At 56.4% G+C, this 12,936-nt stretch carries 9 protein-coding genes and 2 pseudogenes; 10 read left to right on the top strand and 1 reads right to left on the bottom strand.

Annotated features, from left to right (window positions below):
• Nucleotides 1-164: 164 nt before the first annotated feature.
• From nrdD to B5E60_RS13910, 6 genes and pseudogenes are all read left to right on the top strand, one after another.
• Nucleotides 165-2,279, top strand: coding sequence for an anaerobic ribonucleoside-triphosphate reductase (gene nrdD / locus B5E60_RS03040; protein WP_087309416.1), 2,115 nt, complete (start codon nt 165-167; stop codon nt 2,277-2,279).
• Nucleotides 2,263-2,736: an anaerobic ribonucleoside-triphosphate reductase activating protein gene (nrdG, locus tag B5E60_RS03035; protein WP_087309415.1), complete on the top strand. Its 474-nt coding sequence runs from the start codon at nt 2,263-2,265 to the stop codon at nt 2,734-2,736. Before nrdD ends, nrdG begins: the two co-directional genes overlap by 17 nt.
• A 189-nt stretch (nt 2,737-2,925) precedes the next feature.
• Nucleotides 2,926-3,693 (top strand): threonine/serine ThrE exporter family protein, encoded by a 768-nt coding sequence (locus tag B5E60_RS03030; protein ID WP_087309414.1) that lies wholly within the window; start codon nt 2,926-2,928, stop codon nt 3,691-3,693.
• Nucleotides 3,690-4,169: pseudogene (locus B5E60_RS03025) on the top strand (threonine/serine exporter family protein); the annotation flags it as partial. The gene B5E60_RS03030 and the pseudogene B5E60_RS03025, both read left to right, overlap by 4 nt.
• A gap of 168 nt (nt 4,170-4,337) precedes the next feature.
• On the top strand, nt 4,338-5,072 hold the full coding sequence (locus tag B5E60_RS03020) for a DUF6064 family protein (RefSeq protein ID WP_087309412.1): 735 nt from the start codon (nt 4,338-4,340) through the stop codon (nt 5,070-5,072).
• Between the two features lie 148 nt (nt 5,073-5,220).
• Nucleotides 5,221-5,394, top strand: coding sequence for a hypothetical protein (locus B5E60_RS13910; protein ID WP_204246438.1), 174 nt, complete (start codon nt 5,221-5,223; stop codon nt 5,392-5,394).
• A gap of 165 nt (nt 5,395-5,559) precedes the next feature.
• On the opposite strand, the gene B5E60_RS03010 is transcribed toward B5E60_RS13910, so the two are convergent.
• Nucleotides 5,560-6,129 (bottom strand): immunoglobulin-like domain-containing protein, encoded by a 570-nt coding sequence (locus B5E60_RS03010; RefSeq protein WP_143260642.1) that lies wholly within the window; start codon nt 6,127-6,129, stop codon nt 5,560-5,562.
• A gap of 392 nt (nt 6,130-6,521) precedes the next feature.
• Between B5E60_RS03010 and B5E60_RS14405 the strand changes: the two are divergent.
• The 4 genes and pseudogenes from B5E60_RS14405 to B5E60_RS02985 all read left to right on the top strand — a co-directional run.
• Nucleotides 6,522-6,649: pseudogene (locus B5E60_RS14405) on the top strand (recombinase); the annotation flags it as partial.
• A 934-nt stretch (nt 6,650-7,583) separates the two neighbouring features.
• Nucleotides 7,584-8,759, top strand: a complete 1,176-nt coding sequence (locus B5E60_RS02995; protein ID WP_162611589.1) for an Omp28-related outer membrane protein — start codon at nt 7,584-7,586, stop codon at nt 8,757-8,759.
• A gap of 15 nt (nt 8,760-8,774) precedes the next feature.
• On the top strand, nt 8,775-10,388 hold the full coding sequence (locus B5E60_RS02990) for a DUF6029 family protein (protein ID WP_143260640.1): 1,614 nt from the start codon (nt 8,775-8,777) through the stop codon (nt 10,386-10,388).
• A gap of 65 nt (nt 10,389-10,453) precedes the next feature.
• On the top strand, nt 10,454-12,913 hold the full coding sequence (locus B5E60_RS02985) for a BACON domain-containing protein (protein ID WP_087309407.1): 2,460 nt from the start codon (nt 10,454-10,456) through the stop codon (nt 12,911-12,913).
• Nucleotides 12,914-12,936 lie beyond the last annotated feature (23 nt).

The raw sequence follows: 12,936 nt of genomic DNA, 5'->3' as shown, positions 1-12,936 counted from the left end.
GACGACGCCGCAACATTTTTTTACACTTTATATAATACATACGACTCCGGATGCCGACAAGGCGGCTGCCGCGCATCGTTTTCGGGCCGTTTGGTCCGCAACGTGCCCGGGGCGTCGACCGTCGGCCGGAAGCGATGGCACAACCTTTTAACTACGGAACCAGTATGGGCATTTCGGAACTCTGCATTGTCAAGCGCGACGGGAAACGCGAGGCGTTCTCCGTCGAGAAGATCAAACGGGCCGTCAGCAAGGCCTTTCTCTCGGTGGGCGGGTATGCTACGGACGACGACCTCACGTCGGTATTGAGCCGCGTGCACGTCGCCGACGGTATGTCCGTCGAGGAGATTCAGAACCAGGTCGAGGTGGCCCTGATGGCCGAGCGCTACTTCGCCGTGGCCAAGAGCTACATGCTCTACCGCCAGCGCCACACCGAAGACCGCGAGGAGCGCGAAAAGCTCCGCTTCCTGACCGACTACTGCGCCGCCTCGAACCCCGCCACGGGGTCGAAATTCGACGCCAACGCCAACGTCGAGAACAAAAACATCGCCACGCTGATCGGCGAGCTGCCCAAGCAGAACTTCATCCGCCTGAACCGCCGCCTGCTCACCGACCGCATCCGTGAAATGTACGGCCGGGAGCTGGCCGACAAGTACCTCCACCTGCTGAACAACCACTTCATCTACAAGAACGACGAGACGTCGATGGCCAACTACTGCGCCTCGATCACGATGTATCCGTGGCTGCTCGGCGGCACGATCTCCATCGGCGGCAACTCGACGCGCCCGACCAACCTCAAGTCGTTCTGCGGCGGATTCGTCAACATGGTCTTCATCGTCTCGTCGATGCTGTCGGGGGCCTGCGCCACCCCCGAGTTCCTCATGTACATGAACTACTTCATCGAGCAGGAGTACGGCGAGGACTACTACACGCGGGCCGACGAGGTGGTCGACCTCTCGCGCAAGCACCGCACGCTGGACAAGGTCATCACCGACTGCTTCGAGCAGATCGTCTACTCGATCAACCAGCCCACCGGGGCGCGCAACTTCCAGGCCGTCTTCTGGAACATCGCCTACTACGACCGCTGCTACTTCGAGTCGCTGTTCGGCGAATTCCGCTTCCCGGACGGATCGGCACCCCACTGGGAGTCGCTCTCGTGGCTGCAGAAGCGCTTCATGCGGTGGTTCAACCGCGAGCGTACGAAGGCCGTGCTGACCTTCCCGGTCGAGACGATGGCCCTGCTCTCGAAGGAGGGAGACGTGATGGACCGCGAATGGGGCGACTTCACGGCGCAGATGTATGCCGAGGGACACTCGTTCTTCACCTACCTGAGCGACAACGCCGATTCGCTCTCGTCGTGCTGCCGCCTGCGCAACGAAATCCAGGACAACGGCTTCAGCTACACGCTCGGCGCCGGGGGCGTCTCGACCGGCTCGAAGAGCGTGCTGACCGTCAACCTCAACCGCTGCATCCAGTACGCCGCGCGCAACGGCATGCACTACCTGAAGTTCCTCGAAGAGGTGGTCGACCTGGTGCACAAGGTCCAGACGGCCTACAACGAAAACCTCAAGACGCTGCAGGCAAAGGGGATGCTGCCGCTGTTCGACGCCGGCTACATCAACCTCTCGCGGCAGTATCTGACCGTCGGCGTCAACGGACTGGTCGAGGCGGCCGAGTTCCTCGGGCTGGAGATCTCGGACAACGACCGCTACGCCTCGTTCGTCGAGGAGGTGCTGGGGCTCATCGAGCGCTGCAACCGCAAGTACCGCACGAAGGAGCTGATGTTCAACTGCGAGATGATCCCGGCCGAGAACGTCGGCGTGAAGCACGCCAAGTGGGATCGCGAGGACGGATACGCCGTGCCGCGCGACTGCTACAACTCGTACTTCTACGTCGTGGAGGATCCGTCGCTGAACATCGTCGACAAGTTCCGCCTCCACGGTCACCGCTACATCGACCACCTGACCGGCGGTTCGGCCCTGCACCTCAATCTGGAGGACCACCTCTCGCAGGAGCAGTACCGGCAGCTGTTGCGCGTGGCGGCACGCGAGGGGTGCAACTACTTCACGTTCAACATCCCGAACACGGTCTGCAACCACTGCGGACACATCGACAAGCGCTACCTGCACGCGTGCCCCGAGTGCCACTCGACCGATCTGGACTACCTCACGCGCGTGATCGGCTACATGAAACGCGTCTCGAACTTCTCGGCGGCCCGCCAGCAGGAGGCCTCGCGCCGCTTCTACGCCCACAAACCGCAGACCGATGCTCCGCTATCATAACTTCGACATCGTCTTCGCGGAGATCCCCGACGAGACGACGCTGGCCGTCAACCTCACCGGCTGCCCGAACCGCTGCCCGGGATGCCACAGCCCCCACCTGCAGCGCGATGCGGGGCGACAGCTCGACGAGCGGGAGCTCGCGGCGCTGCTCGACCGCTACGGACACTCGGTCACCTGCCTCTGCTTCATGGGCGGCGATGCCGCACCGCTCGAGGTGGCCCGGCTGGCCGCGTGGGTGTGCTGCACGTGGCCCGCGCTGCGCGTGGGCTGGTACTCGGGGCGGCCGCAGCTGCCCGAGGGATTCATCCCCGAGGCGTTCGACTACGTGAAGCTCGGACCCTGGATCGAGGCCCGCGGCCCGCTGACCGCACCCACCACCAACCAGCGTCTCTACCGCGTCGATCGCTGCGGACGGATGACCGACATCACCGCGCGATTCCGACGACACACCGCCTGACGTTCCCGGGAGCCGGAGAAACCTTACGAGATTAGATGAGTAACCCCGCGTGTCGTCTGCCATACGACCCCTTCCGGCTCCCGAAGAACGCTCCGACCGCCGCCCTCCCCCTGCCAACGGGAAGAGGCGGCATTTTTTTTCGCAACAAACGAACAGAATTATCTGAAAAAGATTATTTTTGCGATTATCATGAAAACCAGGCACGAACTGACCGAAATCCTCGACTTTATCGCCGAATATGCGACCTATCTGCTCGGGTCGGGAGTCCACACCTCCCGCGCCATCCGCAACTCACAGCGCATCGGCCGTTCGTTGGGGGTCGACGTCCAGTTGTCGAGCTTCCAACGCAGCACGATCCTCACGGTGCGCGACGACGAGTCGGGCGAGGCCATCACCCGCGTGGTGCGCATTCCCTCGCTGCCGATCAGCTTCGAACGCAACTCCGACCTGAGCGCCCTGAGCTGGGACGCCCTCGACGAACGGCTGCCACTGGACGAGATCCGCCGCCGCTACGACGAACTGACCGCCAAACCGTTGATCGACCCGATCTTCGTGCTGCTGACCGTGGGGCTGGCCAACGCCTCGTTCTGCCGCCTGTTCGGCGGCGACTGGACGGCCATGGCCATCGTCTTCACCTCGACGCTGGTCGGCTATGCCGCCAAACAGCGCATGCAGGCCCACGGCGTCAACCACTTCCTGATCTTCATCGTCGCGGCATTCATGGCCTCGCTCTGCGCTTCGTCAGCCCTGCGATTCGACTGCACGGCCGAAACGGCCCTCGCCACAAGCGTGCTGTTCCTCGTTCCCGGCGTCCCCCTGATCAACGGCGTGATCGACATCGTCGAAGGGCACATCCTCATCGGATGCAGCCGCCTGATCAACGCCCTGTTGCTCATCATCTGCATCGCCATCGGTCTGGCAGCGACGCTCCTCATGGTTAAAGACAGCCTGCTATGATCGCCGTGGACATCCTGCTCGACGGGCTCTTCGCAGCCGTGGCCGCCATCGGATTCGGCGCCATCTCCGATCCGCCGATGCGCGCCTTCCCGCGCATTGCCCTGCTGGCCGCCGTGGGCCACGCCCTGCGCTACTGTCTGATGAACTATGCCGATATCGACATCGCCTCGGCCTCGCTCTGTGCCGCGATGGTCATCGGATTCGGAAGCCTCTGGCTCGGACGCGGCGTCCGCTGCCCGATGACGGTCCTCTACATCCCGGCGCTGCTGCCCATGGTCCCGGGCATCTACGCCTACAAAACCGTCTTTTCGCTGATCATGTTCCTGCAGTCGCTCAACGACCCGGGACAGAGCATGCAATACATGCAGCTTTTCTTTCTGAACGCCACGGTCTCGCTGAGCGTCATCGCCCTGCTGGCCGCCGGAGCCACGCTGCCGATCTTCGTCTTCAAGCGGAAGGCCTTCTCGCTCACGCGCCGGCGCCGGGCCGGGCGGAGCGCCGCGGAGCCGAACGGCAACGATCCCGAACCCCAGGAGGATCCTGCGGACAACGAGGAAGAGCGGGCGAAAACAACGGGGATCGTCAACGCCCGGACAACCGGCGAATCCGAAACCCCGATAAACAATCCGCAATAGCACGAACCGATGGAGACCTTCTGGAGTACGATAGCCGCCTATAACGCCGCGACATGGCCCGCACAACTGGTGCTGACCGGCATCGGAGTGCTGCTCACGACGCTGCTCGTTCGACGTCCGTCGCACGGCGTGCGGATCGCCATGAAGCTCTACATGGCGCTGCTCAACTTCTGGATCGCCGGGGTCTATTTCCTCGTCTACTGCGAGCCGCGACAATATCACAGTCCCCAGGCGTTGTTCTGGGCCATCATGGGGTGCATCTGGCTCTACGACCTCATCGTCAAACACGCCTCGCTGGCCCGAACCGGCCACCATGCCCGCTTTGCCCGGATGCTCTTCGTCATGCCGTTCCTCTATCCGCTCTGCTCGCTGGCCCTGGGACGCACCTTCCCAGAGATCACCTCGCCGGTGATGCCCTGCTCGGTGGCGGTCTTCACCATCGGCGTGATGCTGGCCTTCTCCGAGCGCATCAACATCGTCCTGGCCATGTTCCTCTGCCACTGGGCGCTGATCGGCCTCTCGAAGGTCTACTTCTTCGGCATCCCGGAGGACTATCTGATGGCCTGCAGCGTCGTCCCGGCGCTCTATCTCTTCTTCCGCGAATACATCCAAAGCCTCGAAAACCGGCCCGCAAAACCCTCCCCGCGCGTCCTCAACGGATTGCTGGGACTTCTCTGCGCAATCATCGGCGGATTCTTCGCCTTCACGCTGCTGCACCAGTTCAACCTCTTCTCCGAAATATAACCCGATCCGTTTCAAGCGGGAGGATGCCAATCGCAAAAAAATGCCGGCCGATTCACCATCGGCCGGCATTTTTCTTCCGGGCTGTTCCGGAAAACGGAAATCCGCTCTCCCGGGTGTTTCGCAGATGTGTTTCATGCGTGCCGCCGAGATGTATCTCATCGAGGCCGAGGCGCTCTGCAAGCAGCAGACTCCGGATGAATCAACGGCTCGAAATCTGCTCTACACGGTCAACTCCGCCCGCGATGATGCCTATACGCAAACAGCAGCCTCGGGGCAGGATATGGTCGGCGCATGGGTCTGTGACTATGCGGAGAGCCGGTAGCCGTTTGATGAAATAAAACATCGCCTTACACTCAAAGAGGTTGGCGATGCGGCAGAGGGCAAGTATGATTGGAAATTGAGAATATGCAGCAAGGATTGCAAAGATAATACATCAAGTTAGCAACTGTTCTAATTACGTAAATACTTGATAACCTCGTTTCATAAATCACTTGATTTCAAATTCTGCATTCAATTTTATCTCTTCCCTTTTCGCATAAAACGATTTGCTTATGCGATATTTTCCTTTGGAAAGATGATAATACCTGTCAATAGGCAAACTAAAGCAATACAATAAAGGTGCTTTCTGTTTGTTAAAACCATCATCAAACCAAGCGATGTCACCTTTTGTCTTAGCCATAACCCATTCCTTCCCATTCCATCGTTCTACAGCCCAACCTCTTCCATACATCAGCGAGGTCGATGTCGGATTTGATACGAACACATTGATAAGATGTAGATTTTCCCCATAAATAGGACGCTCCGTCCACATGGAAATCGGTTTATCCTGATATTCATCCGGCAAATCCATAACATACCAAAGATAACATTCCGGAGTGTCGTAAGTGATGGAAGATTTATTTACCGATGCATCTTGGATGCCTGCTACCGTATCGCTACTCTCCATGACAAACAACTCTTTATCTGGTGTTGCTTCCTGTTGAGCTTGCTGCCGCTTGTGGGTGCAACTCATGCAAACAAGACTTGCCAGCATTGCGAATAAGATTATCGTTTTCATTGTATAAGTTCTCCTTTCTTGTTTATATATTTCCATTTATCGCTTACCTATTCGTGGCAGGAAACCCGTCCATAACAACCCTAATCCTGCATAAAAATAGGACTATTTTACGATTATCTGCATTGTTTGACCTAAAATCTGTCGCAAAAGTTAGTTTTGTACTATTATTGGTTTTCAAATCGCAGAAAATGCTGCTTTTCAATATTAAAAATAATTCCCCGACAAACACTTATCGCTTTCCATCTATTTCGATATATTGCAAGGAGGATAATGTTCAAGCGTATTCAATCCCATTTCAAGAGCTGGCGAATAAGCCCGTGTGGGAACAAAAGGGGAACAATGGTTTGGGTGTTGGTATGCTGCCTGCATCGTTTCGAGTTGTACCGGAAAGCGACCTCTACAAGATGACCCGCCGAAACATGATCGACGGAGCCATCGAGTACATTCCCCGAAAAACCAAGGGGATCGACCCATTACCGTTCGGGTGCCCTTGAACGAGACGGGACGTCGCACCCTCGCCGAACTGACCCGTCGGTGTCCTCGCAGCCGGATGGTCGATCACGCGCAACTCTATTGCGATTACAAGGATCTCAACGACTTTTGGATCGCCCGCAAACGGCTTCGGGATGATTCGGAAGAGGCAAAGACCGAATCCCGAAAACCGCAATTACGGCCCAAGGGAGGAATAAAGGTTTAACCGAGGCAAGTTTGTGTTTTTGTCAGCCAAAACCGGCGCAACCACATTTTTCCTTGGAAAGATGAGGTAATGTCCTATTTTTTTCGTATCTTTACCACACACAACATATCTCTATATGAGTTTGGTCGCCCATAATATAAGGAATAATTCTATTTGTACGCTGTGCTATAACATTTTGATACGATTTTTAAGAGAATGAAAAATGAAATAAGTTTGGATCACTTCAGCATGGGGATTCAATGGTTAACATCAAAAATGGAAGTTTTGCGTAAACTCCAACGAAATTCAGCCGGCAGTTCCGACTATGCCCATTATTATCACAACAAAAACTCAAGGAATGGGTGGACGGGACGAAAATCAGGCAGACATTCCTGCTACCCCACTCCCAAATTTCAATTTGATTGAAAGACATTGGAGATTCCCGCGCAAGGAGGTCATCAATACCGGCTTCTACAGAACGAAAGTGGAATTCAGACAAGCCTTCAGGGATTTCCGTGACAATATCGGAAACTATAGAGGGCCCTCCCATAAACCCGGATTATTCGATTCCTCGGCTCGGATTATTCGCAAACGTTTCTTTATCTACCAATCCAATAACAGAAAATCCACAAAACAAATCAATCAAAATCGCCCAAATTAACATGAAAAGGCTCTTTAACTCTCTATTGTTCAGCATCATGGCTGGAATGACCTTGTGGGGGGGGGATGTTCGTCCGGTAACGGAAAGGAACAGGATCCTCTAACCTCTACTCTGGCATTGACCGTCAGCAAACAATCCCTTCTGGCTGACGGCGAGGACAAAATCGTTCTTACAGTTCATTATAACGGCACGGAGGACGTCACGGCAAAAGCGGAACTCTTCGCTAACGATCAATCGCTTGCCACCTCCGAATTCACCACTACCACCCCGGGAAGCTATACGCTCAAAGCCGTTTATGACGGGGTCACCTCCAACACGATAACCATCACGGCCGTATCGGGCGAAGATGTCAATGGCATCACGCTCCAGGCTTCGAAAACCGCTATCTACGCCGATGGCGGTGATTTCACCGTGCTCACGCTCAAGACCCGTGAAGGCTACGATGTCACGGCCCAGGGCACCTTCTTCGCCAACGGCGAACAGCTCCAGAGCAACCGTTACAGCTCGACAAAGGGTTCGCTGGCTCCGGTCCAGATCACCGCAAAGTTCAACGGGCTTGACGTCGACAACAGCATCGCCGTAACGGCCTCGTCGAGCTACACGTTCACCAACCGCGTACTGCTCGAGGACGTCACCAAGACCAATTGCCAGTACTGTCCCACCGTCATCAAGCTGATCGACGAACTGCGCAAGGATGCACAGCCGCTGGTCGTTCCCCTGAGCATCCACAACTCCAACAGCAGCATCTACTCGACCTATTACAGCCTGACGACGCGTCAGTTTGCCGACAACTTCTGCGAATACTTCGGGCTGAACAAGTCGGTCGCCCCGAAAGTCTTCATCAACCGCAACAAAAAAGCGGCCAACCACGACACGCTCACGGCCGATGAACTGCGAGCCATGGCCATCAACGGACCGAAGGATGTAGCCATCGCGCTGGAAAGCACGCTCGAAGGTTCGACCATTACGGTCAAGGTCACCGTGGGTTCGAAAAAGGACTTCTCGGGCAAACTCGTCGTGGCTCTGGCCGAGAATGGCATCATGGCCGAACAGCAGACGATGGGTAGGACCGAGATGTATCGCATGATGCGTGCCTATGCCCCGTCGATTGAGGGCGAGTCGAAGAGTTTCAGGACAAACAATCCGGTCTGCTACACGACGACGTTCGACGTCCAGAATCTGGCACTGGCCAACACGGCCAACTGCGAAGTGATCGCCTTCGTCACGGATGACGCCGACGGACTGTGCGTGAACGTACAGTTTGCCAAGGTCGGAGAGATCAAAGGTTATTAGCCGGCCCGGGAGAACATGCAAGCAAGAAACATCACGGCCTCTCTGTTGCTGTTGTGTGCGACCCTCCCGGTTGCCGCACAACAGATAACAGCGGAGAAGCCCAAACGAGACTGGGGAAAGCTGAGCGGCAGCATCGAATCCTCGTGGGGTATCTATATGAAGGATGCCGCACTGGGCATCAATGAGCTGGATCAGACCTGCGGAACCAACACGTACGTCAATCTGGGGTATACCATCAAGGGATTTCGCTTCGGCCTCCAATACGATATTTTCGAGAAACCGATGATCGGTTACGATCCGCTGCTCGAAGGCAACGGCCTGCGGGGCGGATTTGCCGCCTGGTCCAACTCGCAATGGGAGGTGACGCTCGGTACCTATGTCGAGCAATTCGGCAGCGGACTGTTGCTGCGGGCCTACGAAGAGCGCGAAATGGGGATCAACACCTCGCTGCTGGGCGGTAATCTGCACTGGCGTCCGACCAGCTGGCTCTCGACCAAATTCGTTGTCGGCAAGCCGCGACGGTTCATGAGTTTCGCCGATTCATGGGTCTACGGTGCCGATGCCGAGCTGTCGCTTCTCGAACTGATCGACCCGCAGAGCGAGGCCCTGCTGCTACTGGGCGGCTCATGGGTGCTGCGCGACGATGTCTCGAAGAACCGGCCCGACTACCCCGCCATTGTCAATGGCTTCAGCGGACGGCTCGACTTCTCGAAGGGCGCCTTCTCCGTCGGCGGCGAATATGTCCACAAGGGCGAAAGCCTCCGCATCGATCCCCGCTATACGACCGATCGGGGGACGGGCCAGGCCCTGCTGCTCAACGCCGGGTTCGACCTGCCGGGCTTCGGGATGTCGGCCGTCTGGCGCTCGATCGAAAACATGCCTTGGCATCAGGAAGACGCCTCGACCCAGAGCGTCGACCTGAACTACATCCCGGCGCTGACCAAGCAGCACAAGTATGCCCTCTGCTCGCTGTTCCCCCACAAGGTGTTGGGCTACGGCGGCGAAACCGGCGGCCAGATCGACCTCTTCGGCGAAATTCCCGTGGGCGGCCATCCGCGCCGACCGCTGCGCTTCGCCATCAATGCCTCGATGTACAAGGACATGGAGCGGTCCGGAAGCCACTACAAGTTCATGGGCATGGGCGGAGACCTGGCCTTTGCCGAAACCAGTCTTGAACTCGAAAAGAAGTGGGGCCCCGACTGGAAAACGATCCTCGTCTTCGCCTACCAGCGACAGAATGAATTCAGCCGTTTCGGCTTCGGCGACATGCGCATGAACACCGAAATCATCGTCGGCGACGTGCTGTGGCAGATCACCCCGAAAACGTCGCTGCGTGCCGAGGTACAGCATGCCTGGAGCGATTCGCTCGACGACCAGCGCTGGATGATGGGCCTCCTCGAACTGGGTCTGGCCCCGCGCTGGATGGTTTACGTAAGCGACATGTGCAACTACCAGAGCTACGGCGACAACATCCACTACTTCGATGCCGGCGTCAGCTATGCCCACAAATTCCTGCGTGCCGCCGTATCGTTCGGCCGCTACCGTGCCGGCGAAGTCTGCTCGGGAGGTATTTGCCGCTATGTGCCCGAACATACGGGCGTCAACGTCAGCCTCTCGATTATCCTATGATCTCTGTCTCCATCCTGAGAAGGGAAATATGAAACCCCTTTATTCACCAAAACCAAACCACATTTATGAAACGATTCCTACACGTTTGGAGTATGGTCCTCACACTGGGCCTGCTCTCCGGGATGAGCTCATGCTCGAATGACGACACCGTCGCTCCGCCGGTCGTGAATGTTCCGCAGAACACCCTTGCATTCAAGGCGTTCGACACGGAGGCAAAAACCGTTACGATCGAATCCAACGCCGACTGGACCTTCGAAGTCACGGGAGACTCGCAGATCTGCGACGTAACACGCGAAGAGGGCAGCAATACGCTGACCGTAACCCCGAAGATCAACTACGACAAGGCCGCCTACACGGCTCGGATCGTGATCACGGCCGGCACCGGCTCGAACACCGCCTCGCAGACGATCACCGTCACGCAGGAGGCCAATAGCGAGACCTACCTGAACATCCTGAACAGTGACCTGATGGGTGACAACCCGATCGTCACGATCAGCAACGACCCCGACGGCGGCAACACGGAGTATGAGATCCGTCTGGCCACGAACAACAAACTCACGCTGACCTACTCGCAGGACCAGACCGCACCCTCGACAAGCGCACTGACGCCCGACAAGCAGACACGTGTGACCATCGACGGCTGCGACTGGATCACCTATGAGGTGGGCGAAGAGACGACCGGCGAGGGTACGGTTACGGTGCTGACCCTCTCGTGCACCTTCAACGAGGATACGTCCGAATCGCGTACGGCCTTCCTGGAGATCGTGAGCGGCGAAGGAACGAACAACACCGTCATCAGGAAGCGCATCGGCATCACGCAAATGGCCGACAAGCCGACGATCATCATCAACGCCCCCGAAGAAGGTCTGGTGGCAACCTACGACCAGAGCAAACCGCTGACCTTCTCGGTTGCCGGCAACGTAGAATTCACATGGGAATGGATAACCGCTGCACAGTGGGTAACGCTCAAAGAAACGACCGAAGAGGGCAACAAGAGCAATGTCCGCAATTTCTCACTGGAGTTCGACAACTGGACGGGACTTTCAGACCGCGAAGCTTCGCTGACGTTCCATGCAGTCGATAATCCTTCTGAGGCTATGGCTGACGTAAAAATCACCCAAACGGCAGCTCCGCAGGCTTCAATCTCACTCAATACGAACAGCGTTGTGTTCAACAATGGAGATGAGACCGAGACAAAATATGTAACGGTCGAGTGCTCGTTCTCGAACATGACTATCACGACCAAGGATCTGGAAACCGAGACTCAAGCAGCGTGGTTGACCGCAGACTATGATGCTTCGGCGAAGGCTGTCTCCGTCAAGGTGAACGGCACGACGAAGACGACCCGTACCGCCGAGGTGAAACTCTCCTGCGGAGGCAACGGCAACGAGGCCTCGGCCACCCTGACGGTGACCCAGTTGGGTACGGAGGCTACGCTGCTGCTCGATCCCGAGTCGATTCAGATCGACTCGAAAGGTACGGCACAAACCATCGCGGTGCTGACGAACCAGACCGACTGGGAGGTAGTCGACCCGACGGCAATGGAGGAGTTCACCATCACGGTCGACAAGGAGAAGAAGACCATCACCGTTTCGGGTACGCCGCTCGATGCCGGTCTGCGCGAACACACCTACACGGTCAAGGCGGGCGAGCTGGAAAAACAGTTCACCGTCAAACAGCAGGTTGCCTACAAGGTGGGGGATCCGTACATCGTCAACGGCAAAACCGTAGGTATCATCTATCAAGTAGACGAAAGCGGAATGAACGGCAAGGCCTTCAGTCTGACCGTTTACAATACCAACGACAAACAAACCTATACGACCGGATTCTACGACATGAGCAATCTTCCCGGCTCACGCAACAGCGGAAAAGAAAACCTCGAAAAAATGAAGGCAATCGCTGGAGCAAATTGGACGACTACCTGTGAAGTTGCCGGTTGGACACAACAGTTGGCTGAACGTGACGGTGTGGACTGGTATGTTCCGGCCATCGAAGAGTTGATCGAACTTACCGAATACATGACAGGTGTAAAATTCCAGACCAAAACATACACTTTGGAGAATCCCGAAGGAGGCTATCCTGCAACAACCACAGTCACTGGAATTCCATTCAGCACCACACTTGAAATAAAGGATTCCGGATTCGGCGATACTACCATAGCCTCAGAAACATTCGTAGAAGAGGATAACATCAACGCAGCTAAAACAAACTGGAACATTATCCGCAATCTTTACAAGGAATATACGAGCGATCAGTCCTACATCGTATTCTTACATTCGGATGAAGATGGATTAATTGACGGTAGGTATGATGTTTGGGACGCTTCGGGTGATGCCTTGTCCGACAGATGGTTATCTTCGACCGTAGAAAGCATGTATTATGGTTCTTTAGCCGTTGTCAAAACCGTAACCTTCACCACATCACGTGTAGAAGAAAGTTATGTAAATGCCACCTCTTCCTGGTGGGATGAATACGGCGGATCAATTCACCCGATCTGTCAGTTCGGTCCCGACCAACAGCGGTAAAATCAGAACGGAGCCCCTGTCAA

The sequence above is a fragment of the Alistipes sp. An116 genome, from assembly GCF_002161005.1.
Lineage (GTDB): Bacteria > Bacteroidota > Bacteroidia > Bacteroidales > Rikenellaceae > Alistipes > Alistipes megaguti.
The sequence above is the reverse complement of the archived record's forward strand: the minus strand, read 5'-3'. Positions and strand labels throughout refer to the sequence as shown.

Bases quoted from the DNA above. Each gene is read 5' to 3' on its own strand.
- nrdD (WP_087309416.1), top strand. From the start codon at position 165: ATGGGCATTTCGGAACTCTGCATTGTCAAGCGCGACGGGAAACGCGAG.
- nrdG (WP_087309415.1), top strand. From the start codon at position 2,263: ATGCTCCGCTATCATAACTTCGACATCGTCTTCGCGGAGATCCCCGAC.
- B5E60_RS03030 (WP_087309414.1), top strand. From the start codon at position 2,926: ATGAAAACCAGGCACGAACTGACCGAAATCCTCGACTTTATCGCCGAA.
- B5E60_RS03020 (WP_087309412.1), top strand. From the start codon at position 4,338: ATGGAGACCTTCTGGAGTACGATAGCCGCCTATAACGCCGCGACATGG.
- B5E60_RS13910 (WP_204246438.1), top strand. From the start codon at position 5,221: ATGTATCTCATCGAGGCCGAGGCGCTCTGCAAGCAGCAGACTCCGGAT.
- B5E60_RS03010 (WP_143260642.1), bottom strand. From the start codon at position 6,129: ATGAAAACGATAATCTTATTCGCAATGCTGGCAAGTCTTGTTTGCATG.
- B5E60_RS02990 (WP_143260640.1), top strand. From the start codon at position 8,775: ATGCAAGCAAGAAACATCACGGCCTCTCTGTTGCTGTTGTGTGCGACC.
- B5E60_RS02985 (WP_087309407.1), top strand. From the start codon at position 10,454: ATGAAACGATTCCTACACGTTTGGAGTATGGTCCTCACACTGGGCCTG.